Below are 24,982 nucleotides of genomic sequence, written 5' to 3'. Positions count from 1 at the left end.
TCTAACCGGTGCGGATCCGCCGGGGCCCGCGGACGATACGGCCGGGTCTTCATACGGAATCGGTCTCGATTCTCCGGTGCCGTCGCTGGGCTGTGTCGATATGGTGCGGCCGCGACCGGCCTCCCGCACTACCGCGGCCGTGCCGATGTTCGAACCGGCGAAGGGGTGGAGTCGAGCGAATACGCTGCCGGCTCAGGTGCCGGGAGGCAGCTCGCGGGGGTGTCCCGGACCGGTCCGCGGGTGTCCGGGCAGTGTGGTTCCGGATGCGGGTTCCAGATGTGTCGTGGCCGAAACGATGGCATCGGAGTCCAGGGTGAGGTCGGCGTCCACCACGGTGCCCCGGTCCGGCTCGGCCTCGCCGTATCCGGGCCGAGCGTCGTCTACCGGGCTGTCGATGGTGACCTTCCGGGTACGGCGCAGCGTGAAGGTGATCTCCTCGGCCTCGGTGAGGACGTGCCGCGCGGTGCGCAGCGGCCGGCTCGCCGTGTCGATGGCGTCCCCGATCGCCGAACTCACGAACCCAGGGACGAGTGGCCGGATCCAGCGGGCCGCGGTATCGGTGAACGGAACCGTGCCGACCAGCGGGAGTTCCAGGCCGCCGGAACCTCGCGCGGTATTCCGGTCGAGCGGTACCGGGAGATCGGAGGCCGGCTCGGGATGCGGTCCGCCCGCGGGGGGCAGAGCTTCGATCCGGTCGGAGGCGAGTGCGCCGGATTCGGTGCCGCGCCCGGTGATCCCGACTTCGAGCGCGCCGAGCGCGGCGATCACCCGTGTCCGCTGCCGCTCCCGGTCTATCGCGGTATCGGCCTCGGCGGCCAGCCGGGCCGCGGTGAGCTGTTGATCCGCCCGCACCGCGGCGGTCTCGGCCCGCAGCCGGGCCTCCTGCTCGGCGATGGCCGCTTCGGCGGCGCGATCGGCCCGATCGCGTACGGCGTCGGCGGCGCGGCGGCGTTCCTGGGCGGTTTCGCCGCGCCACCAGCGCAAGATGAGCGGCAGCAAGGCCAGCAGCAGGAAGAAAAGCCAGGTGAACAGCCGGATCACGAGGGCGCCGAAATCGAGGACGGTGTGTTCGTGCGCCGCGGACCAGCGGGCACCGAATCCGCGATCACCGTCGGCCAGGGCCACGGAGCGAGCTTCCTGTAGCGCGGCCCGCGCGTCGGCTACGCGCTTGTCCAGCGGCGCCACCTGGTTCTGGGCGCCGGCCAGGGTAGTGCGGGCATCGTCGAGCATATCGTTGGCGGTCTGCGCCTCCGGACCTCGGCCGGGCACTCCGGTGATCTTGGTCTGCGGGCATTCCGGAGTGGGATTGAACTCACAACGGGCCACGACCAGGGCGGTATCGATATCGGCCGAGGCCTGGGCGATGGTCCGATCGAGAGCGGCTCGCTCGCGGATCGCGTTGTCCGTATCGGCCCGCGCGGCGCGCACCGCCGGGGCGGACTCGGCGGTGGCGGCGGCCTGTTCGTCGAGAATCCGGTCGACGGCGCCGGTGAACAGCACCGTTGTCGCCAGTTCGGCCACCAGGAGTCCAGCGGTGAGGGCAACCCCGAGTCGCAGCGCCACGGCCGGAGTGTTCGGGTCGCCGGCCGGACGGTCGGGCCGCGCGGTCGATTCGGCCCCGGCCAGGGAGCGTCCGATCAAGCCCGCGAGTAGTGCGGCGATCAGGGCCGTGGCCACAACGGCCGGGACCGGCCACTCGCCCAGTCGTAGTGCGACGCCGGTGACCCCGGCGGTGACCAGTGCGAACAGTGCCACACCCGTGCCTGTGACGGTGTAGCCCGTTCGCTCGTATCCGTCGGCGGTCTCGGAGGGCTGCCCGCCGCCGAGCCAGATGAACATGCCGGTGACGTTCATGGGACCCATAACCTCTGCAGCTGTCATCGATTCGTTGTGTCAGCGTGACAGGCGGCACGCCTTCGCATCGAGCCTTGATGGGCGGGTGTGGTCATCTTCACAAGAGCCGGTGGGCATGTCGTGCGGGCCACAGGTGACAGCGCCGGTATGCGAGCGTTGTACTGGCCGAATCCTGCGCTGTCGCAATGGAAACGGGGGGCGCTGGGGCTTACGAAATGTGGTGGGCGCCACTTTTGGACCCGGTTGCTGATCGTATGCTGACCCCCCGAAATCCAAAAACAGTCCGGACGGTCGGATCATGTTCGGTGCTTGTCACGCGGCTGTCACGAACATCTCATCGGGCCGTGTGACAGTTAGCCGCGGGTGCCCGGGTTTGCCGGTGGGCGCCGTCGGGAATTCATCTTCGATGCAGGTGAGCGTGGGTTCGGTGGATGCGGGAAATGCATCGGGAAACCAGCCGGACCGGTGGATCGCCGCTGTTCGTCGAGCCGGTCCGGAATCGATTCTTCGCCGAACGCTGCTTTACACTAGAAAACGCGCATATGTGGAGGAACGAATGAAGAAGCCCAGCTAGACCGGATTATTAGGGCAACCTTGGTTGGTTGGGTACCAGACCTGGCTTATCGTTTGCTCTTACGCCGCACATACCGATGTCCGGCCGAAGGCACGTTCGGGCAACCACTGGCAGAGGCAAGCCTAGCGGCCGAAAAACCGCCTCCGGGTTCCGAGCGCGTAAGCGCTTCGTTACCAGCGGGCACTGGCGCACAGCCGCAGGTGGAAACAACTTCAGACGTGACTGCACGCCGAACACCATCAGCGCGGCTGGTGTCGGCCAACGTACGAACGCAGTCCTAGCAGGGAGCGTTCGACAGTACCGGCGTTCGACAGGGCGTTCTCTCCAGGCCGCACCACGTCGAGGTCGACTTTCTCGAAGGCAGAGGCATGACGCAACTACCTGGCCACAGGTCCCCCGGACCCATCGGGCTCTATGACCCGGCGAACGAACACGACGCATGTGGCGTCGCGTTCGTCGGTGATATGCACGGCCGCCGCAGCCGTGACATCGTCGACAAGGCCATAACGGCCCTGTTGAATCTGGAGCACCGCGGCGCCGCGGGCGCCGAGCCGAACTCCGGCGACGGCGCGGGCATCATCATCCAGGTTCCCGACCGCTTCTTCCGAGCCGTGGTCGATTTCGAACTGCCGGCCGAGGGCTCCTACGCCACCGGTATCGCATTCCTGCCCCAGGCGCGGCGCGAAGCGGCCCGGGCCTCCTACGGGGTCGAGAAAATCGTCAAGGAAGAGGGCCTGGCGGTACTGGGCTGGCGTGAGGTGCCGATCGACGAAACGTCGCTGGGTGCGCTCTCGCGTGATGCCATGCCGCTGTTCCGGCAGCTCTTCATCGGTTCGCCCGCCGGATCCGCCGACCCCATCTCCGGTATGGACCTGGAACGGCGCTCCTATGTGATCCGCAAGCGGGTCGAGCACGAACTCGGCAAGGCCGGCGCCGGTGAAGGCGCGGTGGGCAAGGAGTCGGTGTACTTCCCGAGCCTGTCCGGGCAGACCTTCGTCTACAAGGGCATGTTCACCACGCCGCAGCTGCGTGCCTTCTACCTGGACCTGCAGGACGACCGGGTGGAAAGCGCCCTGGGTATCGTGCACTCCCGGTTCTCCACCAACACCTTCCCCTCCTGGCCGCTGGCCCATCCGTTCCGCCGGGTCGCGCACAACGGCGAGATCAACACCGTCGCCGGTAACGAGAACTGGATGCGGGCCCGCGAAGCGCTGCTGCGCTCGGATGTCTTCGGCAAGGATTCGGCCGGTAAGAACCGGTTGGAGAAGATCTTCCCCGTCTGTACCCCCGGTGCCAGTGATACCGCTCGGTTCGACGAGGTTCTGGAACTGCTGCATCTGGGCGGGCGCAGCCTCCCGCACGCGGTGCTCATGATGATTCCCGAGGCCTGGGAACGCAACGAGAACATGGACCCGCAGCGCCGGGCGTTCTACGAGTACCACTCCATGCTCATGGAACCGTGGGACGGCCCCGCCTCGGTCTGCTTCACCGATGGCACCGTTATCGGCGCTGTCCTGGACCGCAACGGTCTGCGCCCGAGCCGCGTCTGGGTCACCGACGACGGTCTGGTTGTCATGGCCTCCGAGGTCGGTGTGCTGGATATCGATCAGTCCAAGGTCGTCCGCAAGATCCGCCTGCAGCCCGGGCGTATGTTCCTGGTGGACACCGCGCAGGGCCGGATCGTCGGCGACGAGGAAATCAAGTCTCAGCTGGCCGCGGAGCACCCGTACCGGGAATGGCTCGACGCCGGTATCGAGCACCTCTCCGATCTGCCCGACCGCCCGCACGTGCATATGTCGCACGACCGGGTGCTCATCCGGCAACAGATCTTCGGCTACACGACCGAGGAACTGAATCTGCTCATCTCGCCGATGGCGAAAACCGGCGCCGAGGCGCTGGGCTCGATGGGCACCGATACGCCGATCGCGGTTCTCTCGGCGCGGCCGCGCCTGTTGTTCGACTACTTCTCCCAGCAGTTCGCACAGGTCACCAACCCGCCGCTGGACGCAATCCGGGAAGAGGTCGTCACCAGCCTGCGCCGCCATATCGGCCCGGAGTCCGATCTGCTGCATCCGAGCCCGGACTCCTGTCGCCAGATCGCCATCCAGCAGCCGATCATCGACAACGACGAACTGGCGAAGCTGGTTCATATCAACGACGACGGCAGTCACCCCGGATTACGTTCGGTGGTGGTCCGGGGTCTGTACGAGGTCGCGGCGGGCGGCGCGGGTCTGCGCCGGGCGCTGAACGCGATCAACACCCAGGTCTCGGCCGCGATCGACGGCGGCGCGCGGATCATCGTGCTATCCGACCGCGAATCCAACGAGAAGCTCGCACCGATCCCGTCGCTGCTGCTCACCGCGTCGGTGCACCACCATCTCGTCCGTGAGCGCACCCGCACCATGGTCGGTCTGGTGGTCGAGGCCGGGGATGCCCGCGAGGTGCACCATATGGCCACGCTGGTCGGCTTCGGTGCGGCCGCGATCAACCCGTACATGGCCTTCGAATCGATCGAGGACATGCTCGAGCGGGACGCGCTGGCCCTGCCGGGCGGCCCCGGTGACCTGGCGGCCGCGTATCGCAAGGCGGTAGCCAACTACAACAAGGCCGCGAGCAAGGGCGTGCTGAAGGTGATGTCCAAGATGGGCATCTCCACCGTCGCCTCCTACAACGGCGCGCAGCTGTTCCAGGTGATCGGCCTGTCGCAGGAGCTGGTGGACGAGTACTTCACCGGTCTGCGCTCGCATCTGGGTGGTATCGGCCTGGACGAGATCGCCGCGGATGTGGCGGCCCGGCACGCCGTCGCCTTCCTGGAGAACCGCAACGAACGTGCGCACCGCGAACTCGAGGTGGGCGGCGAATACCAGTGGCGGCGCGAGGGCGAGTACCACCTGTTCAACCCGGATACGGTGTTCAAGCTGCAGCATGCCACCCGCAGCGGGCAGTACTCGATCTTCAAGGAGTACACCAAGCTCGTCGACGACCAGTCCGAGCGGCTGGCCTCGTTGCGCGGTCTGATCAAATTCAAAAAGGGCGCGCGGTCGCCGATTCCGATCGAGGAAGTCGAATCCGCCGCCGAGATCGTGAAGCGCTTCTCCACCGGCGCCATGAGCTACGGTTCGATCTCCGCCGAGGCGCACGAAACCCTGGCCATCGCGATGAACCGGCTGGGTGGACGCTCCAACTCCGGTGAGGGCGGCGAATCGCCGGCCCGGTTCGAACCGGAGGAGAACGGCGACTGGCGGCGCAGCGCGATCAAACAGGTCGCCTCGGGCCGGTTCGGTGTGACCGCGCACTACCTGACCAACTGCAGCGATATCCAGATCAAGATGGCTCAGGGCGCCAAGCCCGGTGAGGGCGGTCAGCTGCCCGCGCACAAGGTGTACCCGTGGGTCGCCGAGGTGCGTCACTCCACACCGGGCGTCGGTCTGATCTCGCCGCCGCCGCACCACGACATCTACTCGATCGAGGACCTGGCGCAGCTCATCCACGATCTGAAGAACGCGAATCCGCAGGCGCGGATCCACGTGAAACTGGTCGCCGAGCCCGGCGTCGGCACGGTCGCGGCGGGTGTGTCCAAGGCGCACGCCGATGTCGTGCTCATCTCCGGCCACGACGGCGGTACCGGCGCCTCGCCGCTGACCTCGCTCAAGCATGCCGGTGGTCCCTGGGAGCTCGGCCTTGCCGAAACCCAGCAGACCCTGCTGCTCAACGGTCTGCGCGATCGCATCGTGGTGCAGGTCGACGGTCAGATGAAGACGGGTCGCGACGTTATGATCGCCGCGCTGCTCGGCGCCGAGGAGTACGGTTTCGCGACCGCGCCGCTGGTGGTCTCCGGCTGCATCATGATGCGGGTCTGCCACCTGGACACCTGCCCGGTGGGTGTGGCCACCCAGAACCCGGTACTGCGCGATCGCTACACCGGTAAGGCCGAGTACGTGGTGAATTTCTTCATGTACATCGCCGAGGAAGTCCGGGAACTGCTGGCGCAGCTCGGTTTCCGCACGCTGGACGAGGCCATCGGCCGGGTCGACCTGCTCGATACCGCCAAGGCCAAGCAGCACTGGAAGGCCAGCAAGCTGGACCTGTCGCCGATCCTCGACGATGTCGAAACGGCGTTCATGTTCCAGGACCGCCGCCGGACCAAGGATCAGGATCACGGCCTGGACAAGGCACTGGACAACGAGCTCATCGCGCAGAGCCGCGACGCGCTGGAGTTCGGTAAGCCGGTCAAGATCGACACCAAGATCACGAACGTGAACCGGACGGTCGGCACCATGCTCGGCCACGAGGTCACCAAGCTCTACGGTGGCGCCGGCCTGCCCGACGACACCATCGATATCACCCTCACCGGGTCGGCGGGTAACAGCTTCGGCGCCTTCGTCCCGGCCGGGATCACGCTGCGGGTCCAGGGCGATGCGAACGACTATGTCGGCAAGGGTCTCTCGGGTGGCCACCTGGTGGTGCGCCCGGCGCCCAACGCCCCGGCCGAATTCCGGGCCGAGGAGAACATCATCGCGGGCAACGTGATCCTGTTCGGTGCGACCAGCGGCCAGGCGTTCATCAACGGTGTCGTGGGCGAACGCTTCGCGGTCCGCAACTCCGGCGCCGTCGCGGTGGTCGAAGGGGTCGGCGATCACGCCTGCGAGTACATGACCGGCGGCCGGGTCGTCATCCTGGGTGATACCGGACGCAACTTCGGTGCCGGTATGTCGGGCGGTCTCGCGTTCGTCTACGACCCCGACTCCACGTTCGGCGGGCGGGTCAACCCCGAACAGGCCGATGCCATCGAGGCGCTGTCAGGTGACGATTTCACCTGGTTGCGCGACATCATCGCCCAGCACCGGGATCAGACCGGTTCCGCTGTGGCCGAACGGATCCTGGGCGACTGGTCGCAGCAGGTGAACCACTTTGTGAAGGTCATGCCGCGCGAGTACAAGAAGGTGCTGCTCGCCATTTCCGAGGCCGAGAAGAGCGGTAAGGACGTCGACGAGGCAATTATGGAGGCCGCTCGTGGGTGACACCCAAGGATTTCTGAAACACACCTCCCGGGAGTTACCCGAACGCCGTCCGGTGCCCTTGCGGCTGATGGACTGGAAAGAGGTCTACCAGGAGGGATTTCCGCACGACACGCTGCAGCGGCAGGCCAGCCGATGTATGGACTGCGGTATCCCGTTCTGCCACAACGGCTGCCCGCTGGGGAATCTGATTCCCGAGTGGAACGACCTGGTCTACAAAGACCGCTGGCGCGAGGGCATCGACCGGCTGCACGCGACCAACAACTTCCCGGAATTCACCGGGCGGCTGTGCCCGGCCCCGTGTGAGGCGTCCTGTGTACTGGGGATCAACCAGGATCCGGTGACGATCAAGCAGGTCGAGGTCGAACTCATCGAGAACGCCTTCGACGAGGGCTGGGTCGCGCCGGTCTACCCGACCCGGCTCACCGGTAAGCGGGTCGCCGTGGTCGGGTCCGGGCCCGCCGGGCTGGCCACCGCGCAGCAGCTCACCCGGGCCGGGCATACCGTCACCGTTTTCGAACGGGCCGACCGGATCGGCGGCCTGATGCGGTACGGCATCCCGGAATTCAAAATGGAGAAGCGCTTCATCGACCGCCGCCTGGCGCAGATGGAGGCCGAGGGCACCATCTTCAAGGCCGGCGTCAATGTCGGTGTCGATATCACCGCCGACGAACTGCGCGAGCGGTTCGACGCGGTGGTCCTCGCCGGTGGCGCCACCCAGGCCCGCGATCTGCCCATCCCGGGCCGGGAGCTGGACGGTATCCATCAGGCGATGGAGTTCCTGCCCTGGTCCAACCGGGTCCAGCAAGGCGATCCGGTGACCGACGAACAGGGTCTGCCGCCGATCCACGCGCACGGTAAGAAGGTCGTCATCATCGGCGGCGGCGATACCGGCGCCGACTGCCTGGGCACCTCGCACCGTCAGGGCGCGGCCAGCGTGCACCAGTTCGAGATCATGCCGCGGCCGCCGGAGGAACGGGCCGGCTCCACTCCGTGGCCGACCTACCCGCTCATGTACCGGGTCTCCTCGGCGCACGAAGAGGGTGGCGAGCGGGTGTTCTCGGTGAACACCGAACGGTTCGTCGGCGAGAACGGCAAAGTGACCGGTCTCGAGGCGCACGAGGTCAAGATGGCCAACGGCCGGTTCGAAAAGGTCGAGGGCACCGATTTCACGCTCGAGGCCGATCTGGTGCTGCTGGCCATGGGCTTCGTCGGCCCGGACAAACCGGGTCTGCTCACCGATCTCGGTGTCGGATACGACCAGCGCGGCAATGTCCAGCGGGACAAGAACTGGGCCACCAACATCCCCGGCGTGTACGTCGCCGGCGATATGGGCCGCGGCCAGTCGCTGATCGTATGGGCGATCGCGGAGGGCCGTGCGGCGGCCTCCGCGGTGGACAAGTACCTGGAGGGCGAAACCGCCCTCCCGGCCCCGATCCCGCCGACGGCAGTCGCCCAGCGGTAGATCCGACACCGCAGCCCCACACGTCACGGGCCCCGCTGAAATTCAGCGGGGCCCGTGACGTGCGAGCAGGTGGCACTTTTCAGCTGCCCGCGCGCTGGAGGAGCGCAACATGACTGGCGGTGGTCGTGGTGTGGCTCTATTGTTATCTCCGGTGTGTCTCGGCGCCTGATCGTGATCCGATCGTGTACTTGTGACGCGTAGCTGTTGTTCACCTGTTACACATCGGCCGCATCGGCCGGGTTCAGCATCTCGCGAAGGCGGAAACGGGAGTGTCCCAACAGGGGCCAGGGCGACTGGAGCAGTATGCAGTTCAAAAGGGTTACCGCGGCGCTGGGCACATGCGCCGCGGTCGCGTCCGGGTTGGTTTTCGGCGGCTCGGCGGCCACGGCTGCGCCCAGTTGCCCCAGCCTGTATGTGGTGGCGATTCCCGGAACGTGGGAAACCGGGCACGATAAGAGTCCCCAGCCGGGCATGCTGGCTGAGGTGACCGACGATCTGCCGTCCTCGGCCGAAGTCGATTACGTGACCTACGCGGCCACCGCGTTCCCCTGGGAAGGCGATGTCTACGGCCGGTCCAAGAACGAAGCCGTTTCGAACGCTCGCGGATTGATCACCGATATGACTCAGCGCTGCGGCGCGACCGACGTGGCACTGGTCGGCTACAGCCAGGGCGCCGACGCTGCCGGAGATCTCGCCGCGGAGATCGGCACCGGACTCGGGCCCATCCGGCCGGAGCGGATCTCCGGCGTCGGGCTGATCTCGGATCCGCGCCGTGCGGCGGCGGATGTCCAGGTCGGCCCGCGTGCCCCGGGGGCCGGTGCCGGTGGGCCCCGGGTCGGCGGATTCGGCTGGCTCAGCGATCGCACCCGGACTGTGTGCATCCCCGGCGATCTGTACTGCTCCACCGCGCAGGACGATTTCATCACCAGGTTCGCCGGCTTCCTGGCCCAGAGTTCCGACGCGAACCCCGCGAATATCTGGCGTTACCAGTTGGAGGTCGCGGCGATCATGAGCGATCTGATGGCGCACGGTGGTCTGCCCACGCTGCAGGCGCAGCTTTCCGACGGCGCCAACGAGCAGCGGGTCAAAGAGCTCGAGACGTTCTACAAGTCCGAATCACACCAGTCCTACGGCAGTTACAACGTGGGTGGTGGCCAGACCGCGCTCGGCTGGATGCACAACTGGCTCTCGGATATGGCCTGATCAGCCGGTTGCGATATTGCGGGGGAGCAACTCCCAGACGTGGCCGTTCTCGTTCACCGTCGCCGCGGTGCGGCGCCCGGTGCGCGAGAACAGGACACGGGTGATCGAGCAGTAGTCGATCGGGAAGGTCAGCGGGCGGGCCAGGCCCAGAACGTCCTGCAGGGTGATGTTGATGACCCCGCCGTGGGCGAAGATCACCACCGTATCGGCCGAGGCAGTCCTCGAGGCGATATCGGTGATCGCGTCACGGACCCGGTGCCGGAAGGCCTCGGCATCGATCTGCAGCGGTAGGTGACCTTCCTTGATCCGGTCGTAGGTGTCGCGGAATTCGAGCTTCGCATCCTCGATCGGAATATAGGACGGCAGTTCGCGATCGTATTCGGCGAGCCCGTCCACGGTCTCGACATCGAGGCCCAGTTTGGCGGCTGTCGGGGCCGCGGTCTCCCGGGCACGGCGCTGCGGGCTGCTGATCACCCGGGCGATTCGGTGGTGGTCCAGCGCGGCGGGCACCCGTTCGGCCTGTTCCACGCCGATAGGGGCCAGGCCGGGATCGGCGGCTTCGCCCGCATTGTCGACCCGTTGCGGCTGGGCATGGCGAACAAGTATCAACTGCACGGGTCCACTCTGCCGTATCGGCGGCGCCGCTCACCAGCCGAGGCGATGCGCTGCGCCGTCGGGGAGGGCAGCAGATAGCGAAAGGCTCGGTTCGCCATAGGGCGAACCGAGCCTTTTTCTGGAAGTATGCCCGGTGGTGTCAGTAGCCGGCCGGCGGGTACGGCGGCTGACCGCCCTGTGGCTGGTTCGGGTTGTTCGGATCCGAGGGGTAGCCGCCCTGCTGCGGGTACCCCTGCTGGGGATAACCGCCTTGCTGGGGATAGCCACTCTGCTGGGGGTAGCCCGGCTGCTGCGGGTAACCGCCCTGCTGGGGGTAACCGCCTTGCTGGGGGTAACCACCCTGTTGGGGATAACCGCCCTGCTGCGGGAAACCGCCCTGGGGTAGCTGGCCGGGCGGTGGGAACTGGCCCTGTGAACTGCCGCTGTTCTTCTTCTTGAGGGCGAGTAGCACGACCACTACGACAATGGCGATGATGGCCACGACGCAGATAATTCCGAAGACCGAGCTGCCGCCGCTGCTGCGGCTGCCCCTCCTGCGCGCTTCCAGATCGGTTACCGATGCCAGTACATCGGTATCCGCCCAGGCCGTGTAATCCACCTGGCTCGCATGGGAGAGCAGGTCCAGATAACTCAAATCAAACCCCGTTCCGAACTTATGGCCCCTCCTCCTGGGGCTCGAGACACTAGACGGTACTTCCCCGTCTCGCGTATACGAAACCTCACGCCCTCATCTCTCTATCGTTCCGGCGGTTGTTCGCCTCATCGCCGGCGGACCAACGGGAAGGTCTGGGTTTCCCGGATCGTCCGTCCGGTCAGCAGCATCAAGACCCGCTCAACGCCCAGACTCAGGCCGCCGGTCGGTGGCATGGCGTGCTCCAACGCGCAGAGGAACTCCTCGTCGAGGCCCAGGGTGGCCGGCCCGCCGCCGGCGACCAGCCGCGACTGTGCGGCGAACCGGCGTCGCAATTCCACCGGGTCGGTCAGTTCGCTGCGCCCGGTACCCAATTCGATCCCGCCGGCTACCAGATCCCAGCGCTCGGCCACTCCGGGACGGCGGCGATGGGGCCGGGCGAGCGGGGAGACCGAGATGGGAAGGTCGGTGTAGAAGGTGGGTTCGCTGGTGGTCTCGGCCACCAGCCGCTGGTAGAGGGCGTAGACGATCCGGCCGTGGTTCCAGCCCGGTTGGCAGGCGATATCGGCTTTCTCACACAGTTCGCGCAGATCCGATAGCTCGGTGTCCGGAGTTATCTCGGTACCCGTCTCCTGTGCGAGTGCCTCGTACATCGAACGCACCCGCCACTCACCGGACAGGTCGACCGCTTCGAGGGAACCGCCGGGGCGCGGCCGCATGGCGATCATCGAATCGTTGGCGGCCAATGCGGCCTGCTGTACCAATTGCCGGCACAGCGTCATCATCTGCTGGTGATCGCCGTGTGCCTCATAGGCCTCCAACAGAGTGAATTCCGGTAGGTGCCGCGCGCCCGCGCGGGTATTGCGGAAACTGGGCCCGAGTTCGAAAACCTTCTCCACTCCGCCGACGCACAGCCGCTTCAACGCCAACTCCGGGGCGACGCGCAGGTGCAGGTCGGCGTTATCGGCATCGATATGGGTGCGCATACTGCGCGCCGTGCCCGTACCCGGTCCGGGCTGCAGCACCGGCGAGCTGACCTCCAGGAAACCGCAATCGTGCAGGGCATCTCGGAGGGAGCGCAGTACCGCGCTGCGCCGGGCCAGCAGCTCGCGGGCGTCGCGGTCGATCATCAGGTCCAGGTAACCGCGACGCATCCGGGCGTCGGGGTCGGTGAGCCCGTGCCATTTATCGGGCAGCGGGCGCAGGCATTTGCCCAGCATCCGCCAATCGGCCACCAGCAACGACAGTTCGCCACGGCGGCTGTAGCCGAGTTGCCCGCTGACCGAGATCAGGTCACCCAGATCGAAGAGTTCGGCGAATTCGGCGCAGCGTCCGGCGCCGAGCCGATCGCGGTCGAGTAGCAGCTGGATATCGCTGGTCCAGTCGCGGACCACCGCGAACAGCACACCGCCGCAGTCACGCAGCCGCAGCAGCCGGCCGGATACCCGCACGGTGGTGCCGCGCGGTACCCGGCGGGCCGCGGCAACGGTATGGGTCGGTGGGAAGGGACGCGGATACGGGTCGATATTCGCGGCGGCGAGACGGTCCAGCTTGGCTGTTCGTACCCGCACCTGCTCCGGCCGGTGATCGTGCGCGGGAGCCGGTTCGGTCTCCGGCGCCGGGACAGAGGTTTCCCGCGGTCCGGCCGCGACGCTCGCCGGGGCGGCGGGGTGACGCCCGGTATAGGTGAACGCGCCGGCACCGCCCTTCCACCGGGGTAACAGGCCTTCGGCGCGCGCGGCGGCCACAGCGATACGCGGGAGGTCTTGCGTACTGGGCGTCATGACGAACCGCGGTGTCCAGCGGGGCTGGTAACGGAATCCCGAGCGGTACAGCCGGTCCAGCTGCCACCAGTGCGAGAACGCCAGTGGCAGAGTGCGCGCGCCGCCCAGGAGCGATGTCACCGTGGCCGGCACCGAGCGGATACCGTGCGATGCCCGCGGCCGGCTCCGTTGGCCGGCTGCCTCGAACACCGATCGGAAGACGGTGAAATTCAACGAGACCTGTTCGATGCCGTGCTGTTCGGCGTGCAGCGCGAATTCCGCGATGAGCAGATCGTTGATTTCCTCCGGGGAACCCGGTTTCCGGCGCAGAAGTTCCAGGGTCACCCCGGTACGACCCCACGGCACCAGCGAGAGCACACCGACGACGTGATCGTCGGCGGATACCGCCTCGACGAGAAGGCAATCGTCGTCGCGCCGATCGCCGAGCCGGCCCAGCGGGAGCGGATAGGCACGCTCGGTCTCGGTATGCCCCCACTGTTCGGCGGCGACCGCGAGCCGCGCGAATTCCGCGGTGCCGATATCGCGCCGGCGCCGGATTCGCACTGTCATACCCTGTTTGCGCAGCCGGCCGACGGCATCGCGGACGGGGCGCAGCTCCGGTGCGGCCAAGGAGAAAGTTCTCGTATCGAGCAGGGCTTCCGCGCCGGACTGCACGGCGGTGAGCCCGGCTCGCCGGTACAGCGGGACGCCGTTCTCGCTCGCCCCGATCACCGCGACCGGCCACCCGAACCGCCGCGCGTGGCGCTGCCAGGCCTCGACAGCCTGCGGCCAGCAGTCGCGGGCACCGATCGGATCACCCAGTGCCAGACAGATACCGAGTTCGACCCGGAACCCGATGGCCGCACGGCCGTTCGGGGTGAAAACGACGCAGCGGTCGCGGCGGGTCGTCGAATAGTCGGTCGATCCGACGGGGTCCGGACCGTTGAGCAGCCCACGCAGCGCCGTCTCGTCGGCCTCGGTGAGGGCGTTTTCCATACGTTGCGTACGCACCAGGACGCCGACGGTGGCCGCGAATACCAGGGCGCCGAACAGGCCGACCAGGAAGCCGGTGAAAAACGGCGCGGTATCGGCGAGTTCTCCCGCGGGAACCAGGGTCCCGGTCAGCTGGGAGACAACGAACAGGGCGCGGGCCCCACCCGAGGCGAGCGAGCCGGGAAATACCTGCACCACACACCAACCGGCCAGGCCCGCGGCTGCCAGACCGGCACCGCAGACGGTGGCCGCGGGACGTAGCGAGCACCGCAGGGTCCGGGCCCCGCACTGTGCCCGGCCGGCGAGGAGGGCGGCGATGGCGGCCGTATGCACGAGCAGTGCCACCGCGGCATGGCGGTCGTGATCGCGCACGATATCGAACAGGTTCACCGGCAACCAGCTCGCCAGATAGAGCACAACGGCCCACCACGCCATCCGTTTGCGCCGGGACAGGCTCAGGGCGAGTAACGCGGCCAGGGCCGCCCACAGCAGGTTCGTAGCGGGCGCGTGCAGGTAGTACTGATCGAGGTAGTGCCGGGGCCCGTGCAGCGCCTCGGCCAGTGCCGGTGTGAAACTCCAGATCAGGCAGGCCGCGGCGAGAACACCCGATACCAGCGCGAGAGTGCGCGGTATCGTCGCGAACCGTCCGGGTGTGCCGGACCGGCCGGGGGGTTCGAGGTCTCGCGGTTCCTGCGTGGATATCACTGTTCCAGTCTGCCGCCCGGAATCGCCGAATCAGGGCTGCGTACCGGCGTGTTAGTGGTCTATCACCCGAGATCCGCACGTATTGCCCTGTGCGCGGGCTCGGTTGGCCGAAATGGGAAACCGGTCCTCGGGCGTGGCGTGCGAATTCCGGTGAAATGTCGGGAATGTCGCTTTGACGCGTGCCGCGGACCGGATTCGCCCGGGGTGGTCGGAACCTCCGCTGACCGGGGGAGTAAGCATGAGGCTATGCCGGATCCAATCGATGTGCCCGTCGACGATGCCGCCATTCGGCTCGGACAGTTCCTGAAACTGGCCAATCTGATCGAATCGGGGTCGGAGGCCAAGACCGTGATCGCAGCCGGGCTGGTGCGGGTGAACGACGAGGTCGAATTGCGCCGCGGGCGACAACTCCAGGTGGGTGATGTGGTGGCGCTGGCCGGGCATCAGGCCAGGGTGAGCGCCGGATCGTCCTGAGTCCGCGCAATCCCGGAACCGCCGGGCCGGAGCTCGATCAGTCCTCGGCGCGGACCACTACGCCGTCGTGATCGCTGTAGAGCATCTCGCCGGGACGGAAGGTGATCCCGCCGAACTCCACGGGGACATCTTTTTCACCGCTACCGGTCTGGGTGCTCTTACGCGGGTTCGTCCCCAGTGCCTTGAGGCCGATATCCAGGGTGCGCAGAATCGCCGAATCCCGGACGGCTCCGTTGACCACCACACCGGCCCAGCCGTTGTCGACGCCGCGGCCGGCGATGATATCGCCCACCAGGGCCGTGTGCACGCTCGCGCCGCCGTCGACCACCAGTACCTGACCGGCGCCGGGTTCGCTCAGCGTCTGCTTCACCAGCAGATTGTCCTGGAAGCAACGGATCGTGGTGATCCGGCCGGAGAAGACCGGCCGGCCGCCGAACTGGATGAACTGGGTATCGCAACTGCGGATATCGGGGCCGATTTCGTCGGCGAGATCCGCGGTGGCCACCTGCTGCTCTGATTCGGTCACCTTTCTGATTGTGCCGGTACGGTCGCGGCGGCCGACATCGGCCCCCGGGTGGTGCCGACTCCGTTCACGGTCCGGGCGTCAGTGGCGATAGCGCAGGTTGTAGACCTCGCGGTCGTGTTGCGAGAATTTCTGCCGGTCGGCGAGATCTGGGTCCAGGCCGTGCTGCACCAGTCGGAAGCGACGCCACACCCAGGCCAGTGCGATCGTGAAAATGATCAGCGGGACGATCATCATGACGATCAGGCCGAGCTTGAGGGTCATCGGGCCCGGGAACAGCAGGATCAGGATGAAGAAGGGGATGATCGGCCCGATGAAGCGAATGAGGTAGCGCTCCATCGCGCCGTGGCCGCAGAGATCGTGCACGACCCATTCGTGCAGATCCGCGGGTAGCTCGCGGCCCAGATCGTAGGCGATCCGTTGCTTGAAGGTCGGCGTTTTCATAGCTCTAGGCTATGCCTAGTGTAATGCTCGTCACCAGGGCTGATCCAGAATTTGTCCTGTTCAGGCCCGGCCGTGGCGCCGTTCGTAGGCCGCCCGTTCGAGCTCCGCGCGGCGCCGGACATCGGCATCGGCCAAGGCGGGGTCCAGATCGTGCTTGACCAGCCGGTTGCGCCGGAACACGTAGGTGAGCGCCACCGTGAAATAGATCAGCGGCAGCAACAGCAGCGCCATCATCGACGCGCCTATCCACATCGGCCCCGGAACCAGGAGGAACAGCAGCAGGACCAGCACGATCGGCACCAGCATGCGAACCAGGTAGCGCCGTGTCGCGCCCGGGCCGGTGAGATCGTTCAGCACCCAGTCCGCGTATTCGGGGGGTAGTCTCCGGCCGCAGATATATCCGATCCGCTGGAAGAAGCCGGGGGATCTGGACCGGTCGGGCATGACCACAGATTAGCCCGTTATGGCCAGAGACGCGGCCAGCCCGAAAACCGCAGCCATCACCGCGACCTCCAGCACCGCTCGCCGCAGTGACGCCTCGGCGCTCATCCGGTGCGCGGCCGCCGCCGCGACCCAGCTCCGGCGCCACCACCAGCCGAGCGCGAGCAGCACGATCAGCAGAACAGATTTGGCGATCATGATCCGGCCGTAGCCGGTGGTGAAGAATGGCATCACCCCGCCGACCCGGACCAGGCCGTTGATCACCCCGGTCACCGCCACGGCGGCCACCATCGGCATCGCGATCGCGGAGTATCGAGGCAGAGTGGCGGCCCAATCCCGGCGACCGCGCACCACCAGCGCCAGCGCCAGCAGCAGCCCCAGCCAGATCGCCGCGGCCAGTGCGTGCACCCCGGCCAGTACCGAACCGAGCGGTTGCTGCGACATATGCCCGGTGATCGGTCGCAGGGTCACGGTGACCGCGGCGAACACCAGCACCAGATCGGGTGAGCGCTGCAGCGGTCGCCGGAAGGCGAAGGCGGCGTAGCCCGCGACGGCAGCCGTGCCCAGCAGAATCGCGAGGCCGATCTGACCGGCACTGATCCGCACCAGATACGTCCCGAAATCCGCCGGGCTCAGCGCCGCGACACCCGAGCCGACCACATCGCCCGCGGCGAAGACCAGTACCGCGAACTCGAGGCAGCACCAGAGCCCGGCCAGCACCGCCATCATCCGCCACGGCACGTCGAGCCGGTCGTTCAGTCGCGGCAGGGTGGCCAGTCCGAGCACCGCGGCACCCGCGAGATCCGCGCAGAACCGTATTGCGGCCGCCGCCGGAATATCGCTCAGCACCCAGGCCAGCAGTACCCCGAGCAGGCCCGCCGGAACAGCGAGTCCGAGCGCGACTCGCCGGTCGAGCCCGCTCGGGAGACCACTTCTCACCGCTGGTTCTTCCCCTTGCCCATATTCGATCCGAACAACGCGAACGCCAGCCCGGCACCGAACAGAACGACCGCACCGGCGATATAGACCCACACCGGTACGCCGCCGCCGGAACCGTCGCCGGAACTATGCGCGTTCGCCGCCGGCCCGGGTGTGCCCCGGCCTGGGGTGCTCAGCGTGAAGGTTCGTTCGCCGTCGACGACGTGGCCGTCCGCCGACGTGACCCGGTAAGCGATCCGATACACCCCGGCGGGTCCGAGATCGCCCACCTCGACACTGATATTGCGGCCCTCGACGACCGGCTCACCCTTGGACCACAGGTTCTCGTCCGGACCCACCACGGTCATGGCCGGGAAATTCGGCTGCAGGGGCTCGTTGAAGGTCACGGTGGCCCGCGGCGGTCCGGTATCGACGGTGGCACCGTCGGCCGGATCGCTGCTCACAACGGTGGAATGCGCACTCGCGGTACCGGCGAGCGGTCCGATCAGCAGCCACAACAGTGCGATGAGCAGCGCGGACAGTCGAACCGGCCGGGTTGCCCGGCGGTTCATCGCCGGCCCCGGACCACGGCGCCCACGCCGGCGCCCAGCGCCAGCGCACCCAATGCCAGGCCGAGGCCGCCGAGCCAGCGGGCGGTCATATCGGTGCCCTCGTTCTCGGCCTGGGCCGCCGCGGACTGGTCGCCGTGCTCGTGACCCGCCTCGTCGCCGCCGTCCGCGCCGATATCGAGGACAGGCGCGGGATGTTCGACCGAATCATGGTCGCCGGTTTCGTTCCAGCGCACGACCGTTCCGTCGCTGTAGGTTTGTTCGGCCGGGAAGTTCAGTGAATCCGATTCCGGCAACGGTCCCAGCGACACCACGAAACGCTGGAACTCCCCGGGCCGGATACCGGGAGCACCGGGGTTCGCGGTCCAGGTGACTGCCACAACCCGATCCTGGTTGTCACGGTCGATTTTCGCGGTCCAGCCGGGGACCGGTTCGGTGCGCGCGGTCGCCATCTCCGGCACGGTGACCCGTACGGCGGTGGTGGCCGCCGTCTCGGATTCGGTCGGGACGCTGAAGGTCGCGACGGTGGACCGACCAGGGGTCGCGTTCGGCGCGGATACGGAAACATGGGCCGCGGCCGTGCCGGCACCGGCGAGGACGAATCCCGCGGCGGCGACGGCGGTCAGCCCGCCGCGCAGGGTCGGGGAAATCCCGTAGGACATGGGTCGAATACTTTCTCTCCGAAGGAATTGGGTACGTCGGTGGCGACGTGCGCGGGCGGCGCACGTGGGCCGGACGCCCCGTTCGGAGCGCGGTATCGCGGGGTCGAGACGTTCGTGGCGGTGAGGGCCCGGCGCACCCGCGGTATCGCTCGCGCGGCCGCGAGCAGCACCCGCAGCGCCGCCGAGGCCTCCCGGTACAGCCTCTCGGTCGCGGCGATCACCAGCGCGCAGAGCAGCACCGCCAGCAGATGTGCGGCGAGCATGGCCGCGGGCAGCGGCCCGGCGACCGACTCCCCGAGAGCGGTATCCGCGCCGGAATGGTGGCCGGTGAGACCGGTGAGAGCCCAGTGCCCGGCGAGTTGGCCCGCCGCGAGGGGTAGCAGAATTCCCAGCCCGGGGGTGACGGCTCGATGCGTGTATCTGCCCCGGACATCGGCGACCACAGAACCGGAAGCCCACCCGGTGACCAGTGTGGTCAGCAGCAGCAGCGCGACGCCGGTCGACGAGGGGTAGCCGCCGCCGGCCGCGCCGTGCGCCGCCACGGCCAGCGCTCCGGTTGCCAGGCCCACCACACAGCCCCGCATATGTGCGGGGCCTGTACACAGGTTCGTGGGCATCGAGCGCTTTCCGAAGTCGCGGTCCGGCGGGGGTCGCTGGTCGGCGTCCATCGTCGCCGACTCGTCCGGGCGGCGCGCACCCGGCCCGGTGGTTCCCGCAGGGCAATGCCCGGGTCGGGGGACTTCGCCGGCGCCGGGACGGAGCGCTCGGCTACCAGCCGGACCGGGTGGACTCCGTGGCCGGAATCAGGCGACGCCGAGACGGGCCAGCACGTCCGCCTCGATCTTGGACAGTTCGGTGGCGATCGACGCGTGCACCGAACGGCGCCGCGCGGCAGGCATCTGATCGGCGGTGCGAACGGCCGAGGTGAGCGCGTCGAGCCGGCTACGGGCACTCGTGACGAACTGCTGAGTGTCCTTGCCCCCGTTCCCGTTCGTGATCTTGTCGAGCGCGGCCTCGGTATGGGAGATCCGCGCCTGCAGCCGGCCACCGTGCCCGGCGTACTCGCCGAGTTGATTCACCCCGACCCCGAGTTGTTTCGCGCGGCGTGCGTCCAGCTGGCCGCGCACGTAGGTGGCACCGCGGTAGGCCAGCGGGGCGAGCACCGGAACTAGCACCCGTGCCACCCCGAGGTATTTCTTGACCTGGCCCGGGCTGAAGGGGTCCCGTTCGGCGCGGGCCGCCGTCTTCAGGGCGGCCTTCTCTTCGGCCTGCAGGGCCGCGACCTGCGCCTTGGCGACTTTGCGCTGGGCACGGGCTTCGGTGCGATGGCGTTTACGCTCGTTCTTGGCGCCGAGCTTGGCCTCCATCGCGGCCTTGTGCTTGAGAGCCTGTGCCTGGGCCCGCCGACTCGGCCGCCGCTTGCGCTTGGTGAACAACCCCATCGAAGGCCCTCCGTAATGCTGGTTCGCTGCGGCGATACGACACGGAAACCGCGTCGTCCACCCGTGTCACACGGTTCGCGGACACCTTATCGGTTTCCCGGCCCAACCGGCGAGAGACTCCGCCCCTCGGCGGGTGCCCGAGCCCGGACAGGGTGCTCGGTTCGGTGGACTGTCGGGGGCAGGGACCATACTGCTTGCGTGCAACCGGGCAGTATCGACAGCGAAGATCCCGCCGGCGAGGACGCCGACGCCAATACCGACGCCGATTCCGATCGGCGCGGTTTTCCCGTGCTCACCGAGCGGATCCCGGCCGCCGAGGGCGGGCAGCAGGCTTTTCTCGACGCCCGGGGACTGATCGGTTGCCGGCATCGGCTCGGACTCGATGCCACCTATCCGGACCAACTGACCGACGTACGCGAGGACGCGGGGGTGCAGCAGCGCCGCGCCGCGGCGCAGGCCCATCGGGACCGGGTCCGGGACACCCTCGTCGCCGCCGATCCGGACAGCTGGGTGATCATCGACCCGGCACAATCCGCCCGCGCCCGCGCGGCCGCCACATTGCGGGCCTGCGCCGCTGGGGCCGGCCGCATCTGGGGCGGGCTGCTCCCGCAGGAGCCCGATACCGGCCGGCGTGGCGGAGTCGAGATCCTGCTGCGCGACGAATCGGGCGGCTATATCCCCGTGATCGTGGTCAACCACAAGGTCACCGATCCGCGTAAACCCGACCCGGCCGAATTCCATCCACTGACCTCGGATCTGCTGCGCTGGCAGCCCATGCCCGACCGGGCCCGCAAACTTCGCCAGCAGCCGCGCGACCAGCAGCGCCTCGCCCATGTGTACCGGATGCTGGAGCGCAACGGTCTCGCTCCGGGCACCCCGGTCGGCGGCGTTATCGGCTTCCATTTCGACCGGATCCTGGTCCACGACCTGACCGCGGTGCTCGACGACTACGACACCCGTTACGCGGATCGGATCGCGGTGGTCCGCGGCGAGGTCGCGACCGTTCCGTCGAAGGTGCCCGAATGCCGCCAATGTCCCTGGTGGACGCGCGGCGCCGATGGCGGTTGCCAGGCGTGGCTGAACGAACACCGCGATGTGAGCGTGGTCGCGCCGGGTTCCCGGGCCGATGTACTGCGCGGGCACGGCGTACGCACCATCGACGAACTGGCCGCCTGGACCGGCCCGGAACCCGAGGACTGGCAGCACGGGCCGTTCGAGGAGGCGGTGGTCACCGCGCGGGCCTGGCTGGTGGCCGCGCCGCTGGTGCGCCGGTTCGAACGGGTCTGGGTGCGCCGGGCCGATGTCGAGGTGGACGTCGATCTGGAGAGTTATCAGGAGGACGGCGCCTATCTCTGGGGCACCCTGCTCGATGGGGAGTACCGGCCGTTCGTCACCTGGGATCCGCTGCCCACCGAGGACGAGGGCCGCTCCTTCGCCGAGTTCTGGACCTGGCTGATGGAGGTTCGGGAACAAGCTCTCGCCGCGGGTAAAACCTTCGCCGCCTACTGCTATTCGCGTTCCGCCGAGGACAAATGGCTGTACGAGTCGGCGCGCCGGTTCGCCGGGCGCCCCGGGATCCCCACCGAAGCGCAGATCACCGAGTTCGTCGATTCGGTGCAGTGGGTGGATATGTTCCAGGCCGTCACCGATCAGTTCATCTGTCCGAGCGGTAAGGGGCTGAAGAAGATCGCGCCCGTCGCCGGGTTCGCGTGGCGCGATCCCGAGGCCGGCGGGGAGGCGTCGATGAGCTGGTACCGGCTCGCGGTCGGCTACGACGGCGCACCCGACCTCACTCAGCGCACCCGGCTGTTCGAGTACAACGAGGACGATGTCCGCGCGACCGCGGTGCTACGCGAATGGATGAATCCGCGGACCCCGGTCGCACACTGTGCGGAACGGGAGGTTCCCACGCTCGCTGATTTCGCGGAGGCTCCCGGAACTCCGAGCCCGGCCCAGGCTTGACTACGATGTCTCGCGTGACAGAGCACGTCGAACAACTCGAGTTCCAGGCCGAAACCCATCAGCTGCTCGAGCTGATGATCCACTCGGTCTACTCCAACAAAGACACGTTCCTGCGGGAGCTGATCTCGAACGCTTCCGACGCGCTGGACAAGCTGCGGCTGGAGTCCTACCAGGACAAGGATCTGCACGTCGATACCGACGACCTCCATATCGAGCTGGAGGTCGACAAGGATCAGCGGATCCTCACGGTCCGGGACAACGGCATCGGCATGTCGCGCGCCGAGGTGGTGGATCTGATCGGAACCCTCGCCAAGTCCGGTACCGCCGAACTGCGCCGCAAGCTGAACGAAGCGAAATCCGATGCCGCCACCGAGGAGCTGATCGGCCAGTTCGGTATCGGTTTCTATTCGACGTTCATGGTGGCCGACAAGGTCGTGCTCACCACCCGCCGGGCGGGGGAGACCACCGCCACGCGCTGGGAGTCGGCGGCCGGGTCGGGGACCTACACCATCGAAACTCTCGACGAAGCCCCGCAGGGCTCCGCGGTGACCCTGCATCTGAAACCGGCCGATGCCGAGGATCATCTCTTCGATTACACGCAGGAGCACAAGCTCCGCGAGATCGTGAAGAAGTACTCCGATTTCATCGCCTGGCCGATCCGCATGCAGGTCGAGCGGACGGTCACCGAGGGCGAAGGCGAGGACAAGCAGGAGAAGACCGTCCTCGAGGAGCAGACCCTCAACTCGATGAAGGCCCTCTGGACCCGCCCCAAGGGTGAGGTTTCCGAAGAGGAGTACCACGAGTTCTACAAGCACGTCAGCCATGCCTGGGACGAGCCGCTGGAGATCATCCCGCTCAAGGCCGAGGGCACATTCGAATACCAGGCACTACTGTTCCTGCCTTCGCAGGCGCCGTTCGACCTGTTCACCCGCGAGCACAAACGCGGCGTGCAGCTGTACGTGAAGCGCGTGTTCATCATGGACAACTGCGAAGAGCTGATGCCGGAGTACCTGCGCTTCGTCAAGGGTGTGGTGGACGCCCAGGATCTGTCGTTGAACGTTTCCCGGGAGATCCTGCAGCAGGACCGGCAGATCCAGATGATCCGCAAGCGGTTGGTCAAGAAGGTGCTGAGTACGGTCAAGGATCTGCAGGGCGCCGAGGACCAGGCGAAATACCGCACTTTCTGGCAGGAATTCGGCCGCGTCCTCAAAGAGGGCCTGCTCTCCGATTTCGACAACCAGGAGACCATCCTGGGTGTGTCGTCGTTCGCCTCCACGCATTCCGATAACGAGGCGACCACGCTGGCGCAGTATGTGGAGCGGATGCCCGAGGGCCAGGACGGCATCTACTACATGACCGGGGAATCCCGTGAGCAGGTGGAGAAGTCGCCGCATCTGGAGGCTTTCCGCGCCAAGGGCCGCGAGGTGCTGATCCTCACCGATCCCGTCGACGAGATGTGGGTCGGCTCGGTTACGGAGTTCGACGGCAAGCCGTTCCAGTCGATCGCCAAGGGTGAGGTCGACCTGGAAACCGAGGAGGAGAAGAAGGAATCCGAGGCCCTGCGTGAACAGCAGGACAAGGAATTCGCCGAGGTGCTGACCTGGCTGGGTAAAACCCTCGAGGACAGCGTCAAGGAGGTCCGGCTCAGCTCGCGTCTGACCAGTTCGCCGGTCTGCCTGGTGGGCGATGTCTTCGATATGACCCCGATGCTGGAACGGATGTACCGGGCGTCGGGGCAGGAATTGCCCCAGTTCAAGCGGATTCTGGAACTCAACCCCACCCATCCGCTGGTATCCGGCCTGCGCGACGCCTACGACAGCCGCAAACAGGACGCCGACGAGGGCAAGGTGCCCGAACTCACCGAAACCGCCGAACTCCTCTACGGCACGGCGGTTCTGGCGGAGGGCGGAGAACTGAAAGACCCGGCGAAATTCGCTCAGATTCTCGCCGACCGACTGACACGAACGCTCTAACAGGGGCAGCGGCCGTGGCTTTCGCCGCGGCCGCTCCCGTTCTGGGTGCAGCCGGCCGACTCTCGACGGTATGGGACCTGCTGTTTGTAAAGGAAAAAGGCATCGCGGCGATAGGCCGGTCGACGCGCGGAACTGCGCTGGGATTGGAGATCGATGATGCCGACAGCCGCTACGAGTGGTAGGACCAGGCGCCGAGCAGGATTCAGGCCCGCGCTGCTGGGTGCCGTGTTCGTCCCCATACTGATGGCCGCCCCTGCCTACGCGGCGCCGGATACCGCGGTGCCGCCGGCACCGACACAGAACACACCCACCCCGGCGGCTCCGACCACTACGCCCGAGCCGCCGCGGCCGCCGACCACTACGCCCGAGCGGCCGCCGCTACCCGCCGATTGCCCCGACGGTATACCCGCGCACGCTCCGCACTGTGTTGTACCCGGCCCGCACGATCGCTTCGGTCCCGACGGCTACGACGATTCGGGCTTCGATCGTTCCGGTTTCGATCGCTGGGGGTTCGACCGTAACGGCTTCGATCGTTACGGCTATGACCGATGGGGGTACGACCCACGGGGTTACGACCGATGGGGCTACGACCGATGGGGTTACGATTCTTCCGGCCTCGATCGCGAGGGTTACACCAGTAAAGGCTGCCGAGCCGACGGCGTGGACCGGGAGTCGGCCGACCGCGCGTTCTGTGACGCCTGGCGGGCGAAGATCGCGAAGATCCCTACGGGGAGCAGCGGATAACTTCACGCA

Annotated in this window: 19 protein-coding genes; 7 read left to right on the top strand and 12 right to left on the bottom strand. The window is 67.3% G+C overall.

What is annotated here, in order from left to right:
* Window positions 1-192 precede the first annotated feature (192 nt).
* The gene (locus tag ABZ827_RS22540) at window positions 193-1,881 is read right to left on the bottom strand and encodes a DUF4407 domain-containing protein (RefSeq protein WP_357239821.1); all 1,689 of its coding nucleotides are present in this window, start codon (window positions 1,879-1,881) and stop codon (window positions 193-195) included.
* A 915-nt stretch (window positions 1,882-2,796) separates the two neighbouring features.
* Here ABZ827_RS22540 and gltB point away from each other — a divergent pair.
* The 3 genes from gltB to ABZ827_RS22525 all read left to right on the top strand — a co-directional run bounded on the left by gltB (window position 2,797) and on the right by ABZ827_RS22525 (window position 10,114).
* A complete protein-coding gene (gene gltB / locus ABZ827_RS22535) occupies window positions 2,797-7,449 on the top strand; it encodes a glutamate synthase large subunit (protein WP_357239818.1) in 4,653 nt (1,550 codons plus the stop codon).
* Window positions 7,442-8,911: a glutamate synthase subunit beta gene (locus ABZ827_RS22530; RefSeq protein WP_357239815.1), complete on the top strand. Its 1,470-nt coding sequence runs from the start codon at window positions 7,442-7,444 to the stop codon at window positions 8,909-8,911. The genes gltB and ABZ827_RS22530 overlap by 8 nt, the downstream gene beginning before the upstream one ends.
* A gap of 303 nt (window positions 8,912-9,214) precedes the next feature.
* Window positions 9,215-10,114 carry a cutinase family protein gene (locus ABZ827_RS22525; protein WP_357239812.1) on the top strand — a complete coding sequence of 300 codons (900 nt, stop codon included), beginning with the start codon at window positions 9,215-9,217 and terminating at the stop codon, window positions 10,112-10,114.
* Here ABZ827_RS22525 and ABZ827_RS22520 read toward each other — a convergent pair whose 3' ends face one another.
* From ABZ827_RS22520 to lysX, 3 genes are all read right to left on the bottom strand, one after another.
* Complete coding sequence (locus tag ABZ827_RS22520) at window positions 10,115-10,729, bottom strand: histidine phosphatase family protein (protein WP_357239809.1); 615 nt, start codon at window positions 10,727-10,729, stop codon at window positions 10,115-10,117.
* Window positions 10,730-10,868: 139 nt separating this feature from the next.
* The gene (locus ABZ827_RS22515; RefSeq protein WP_357239806.1) at window positions 10,869-11,363 is read right to left on the bottom strand and encodes a hypothetical protein; all 495 of its coding nucleotides are present in this window, start codon (window positions 11,361-11,363) and stop codon (window positions 10,869-10,871) included.
* Window positions 11,364-11,488: 125 nt separating this feature from the next.
* Window positions 11,489-14,821, bottom strand: coding sequence for a bifunctional lysylphosphatidylglycerol synthetase/lysine--tRNA ligase LysX (gene lysX / locus ABZ827_RS22510; RefSeq protein ID WP_357239803.1), 3,333 nt, complete (start codon window positions 14,819-14,821; stop codon window positions 11,489-11,491).
* Window positions 14,822-15,067: 246 nt separating this feature from the next.
* Here lysX and ABZ827_RS22505 point away from each other — a divergent pair, with 246 nt between their 5' ends.
* On the top strand, window positions 15,068-15,295 hold the full coding sequence (locus ABZ827_RS22505; RefSeq protein ID WP_357239800.1) for an RNA-binding S4 domain-containing protein: 228 nt from the start codon (window positions 15,068-15,070) through the stop codon (window positions 15,293-15,295).
* A gap of 37 nt (window positions 15,296-15,332) precedes the next feature.
* Here the strand turns inward: ABZ827_RS22505 and rraA are convergent, their stop codons facing one another.
* From rraA to ABZ827_RS22465, 8 genes are all read right to left on the bottom strand, one after another.
* A complete protein-coding gene (rraA, locus tag ABZ827_RS22500; protein ID WP_357239797.1) occupies window positions 15,333-15,821 on the bottom strand; it encodes a ribonuclease E activity regulator RraA in 489 nt (162 codons plus the stop codon).
* A 78-nt stretch (window positions 15,822-15,899) separates the two neighbouring features.
* On the bottom strand, window positions 15,900-16,262 hold the full coding sequence (locus tag ABZ827_RS22495; protein ID WP_357239794.1) for a DUF5313 family protein: 363 nt from the start codon (window positions 16,260-16,262) through the stop codon (window positions 15,900-15,902).
* 60 nt (window positions 16,263-16,322) lie between these two features.
* Window positions 16,323-16,706, bottom strand: coding sequence for a DUF5313 family protein (locus ABZ827_RS22490; protein ID WP_357239790.1), 384 nt, complete (start codon window positions 16,704-16,706; stop codon window positions 16,323-16,325).
* A gap of 9 nt (window positions 16,707-16,715) precedes the next feature.
* Complete coding sequence (locus ABZ827_RS22485; RefSeq protein ID WP_357239787.1) at window positions 16,716-17,642, bottom strand: CopD family protein; 927 nt, start codon at window positions 17,640-17,642, stop codon at window positions 16,716-16,718.
* Window positions 17,639-18,193 (bottom strand): copper resistance CopC family protein, encoded by a 555-nt coding sequence (locus tag ABZ827_RS22480; RefSeq protein WP_357239784.1) that lies wholly within the window; start codon window positions 18,191-18,193, stop codon window positions 17,639-17,641. Before ABZ827_RS22480 ends, ABZ827_RS22485 begins: the two co-directional genes overlap by 4 nt.
* Complete coding sequence (locus ABZ827_RS22475; RefSeq protein ID WP_357239781.1) at window positions 18,190-18,852, bottom strand: YcnI family protein; 663 nt, start codon at window positions 18,850-18,852, stop codon at window positions 18,190-18,192. The genes ABZ827_RS22480 and ABZ827_RS22475 overlap by 4 nt, the downstream gene beginning before the upstream one ends.
* Entirely contained in the window at window positions 18,813-19,469 is a 657-nt protein-coding gene (locus ABZ827_RS22470) for a hypothetical protein (protein WP_357239778.1), read from the bottom strand. Before ABZ827_RS22470 ends, ABZ827_RS22475 begins: the two co-directional genes overlap by 40 nt.
* Before the next feature lie 186 nt (window positions 19,470-19,655).
* Window positions 19,656-20,294, bottom strand: coding sequence for a DUF6474 family protein (locus ABZ827_RS22465; RefSeq protein ID WP_357239775.1), 639 nt, complete (start codon window positions 20,292-20,294; stop codon window positions 19,656-19,658).
* A 303-nt stretch (window positions 20,295-20,597) separates the two neighbouring features.
* Here ABZ827_RS22465 and ABZ827_RS22460 point away from each other — a divergent pair, with 303 nt between their 5' ends.
* The 3 genes from ABZ827_RS22460 (at window position 20,598) to ABZ827_RS22450 (ending at window position 24,973) form a co-directional block, all read left to right on the top strand.
* Window positions 20,598-22,256, top strand: a complete 1,659-nt coding sequence (locus ABZ827_RS22460; protein WP_357239989.1) for a TM0106 family RecB-like putative nuclease — start codon at window positions 20,598-20,600, stop codon at window positions 22,254-22,256.
* Window positions 22,257-22,270: 14 nt separating this feature from the next.
* On the top strand, window positions 22,271-24,229 hold the full coding sequence (gene htpG / locus ABZ827_RS22455; RefSeq protein ID WP_357239772.1) for a molecular chaperone HtpG: 1,959 nt from the start codon (window positions 22,271-22,273) through the stop codon (window positions 24,227-24,229).
* 225 nt (window positions 24,230-24,454) lie between these two features.
* Window positions 24,455-24,973: a hypothetical protein gene (locus ABZ827_RS22450; protein ID WP_357239769.1), complete on the top strand. Its 519-nt coding sequence runs from the start codon at window positions 24,455-24,457 to the stop codon at window positions 24,971-24,973.
* The last annotated feature ends 9 nt before the right edge of the window (window positions 24,974-24,982 follow it).

It is taken from the genome of Nocardia sp. NPDC019395 (genome assembly GCF_040632335.1).
Lineage (GTDB): Bacteria > Actinomycetota > Actinomycetes > Mycobacteriales > Mycobacteriaceae > Nocardia.
Note: the sequence above shows the minus strand (reverse complement) of the source record. Positions and strands in the feature narration are given on the sequence as shown.

What these genes read in the sequence shown, in the direction of transcription:
- ABZ827_RS22465 (WP_357239775.1), bottom strand. Translation starts at nt 20,294, where the DNA reads ATGGGGTTGTTCACCAAGCGCAAGCGGCGGCCGAGTCGGCGGGCCCAG.
- ABZ827_RS22525 (WP_357239812.1), top strand. Translation starts at nt 9,215, where the DNA reads ATGCAGTTCAAAAGGGTTACCGCGGCGCTGGGCACATGCGCCGCGGTC.
- ABZ827_RS22540 (WP_357239821.1), bottom strand. Translation starts at nt 1,881, where the DNA reads ATGACAGCTGCAGAGGTTATGGGTCCCATGAACGTCACCGGCATGTTC.
- ABZ827_RS22480 (WP_357239784.1), bottom strand. Translation starts at nt 18,193, where the DNA reads ATGAACCGCCGGGCAACCCGGCCGGTTCGACTGTCCGCGCTGCTCATC.
- gltB (WP_357239818.1), top strand. Translation starts at nt 2,797, where the DNA reads ATGACGCAACTACCTGGCCACAGGTCCCCCGGACCCATCGGGCTCTAT.
- ABZ827_RS22505 (WP_357239800.1), top strand. Translation starts at nt 15,068, where the DNA reads ATGCCGGATCCAATCGATGTGCCCGTCGACGATGCCGCCATTCGGCTC.
- ABZ827_RS22470 (WP_357239778.1), bottom strand. Translation starts at nt 19,469, where the DNA reads ATGCCCACGAACCTGTGTACAGGCCCCGCACATATGCGGGGCTGTGTG.
- ABZ827_RS22490 (WP_357239790.1), bottom strand. Translation starts at nt 16,706, where the DNA reads ATGCCCGACCGGTCCAGATCCCCCGGCTTCTTCCAGCGGATCGGATAT.
- ABZ827_RS22475 (WP_357239781.1), bottom strand. Translation starts at nt 18,852, where the DNA reads ATGTCCTACGGGATTTCCCCGACCCTGCGCGGCGGGCTGACCGCCGTC.
- ABZ827_RS22495 (WP_357239794.1), bottom strand. Translation starts at nt 16,262, where the DNA reads ATGAAAACGCCGACCTTCAAGCAACGGATCGCCTACGATCTGGGCCGC.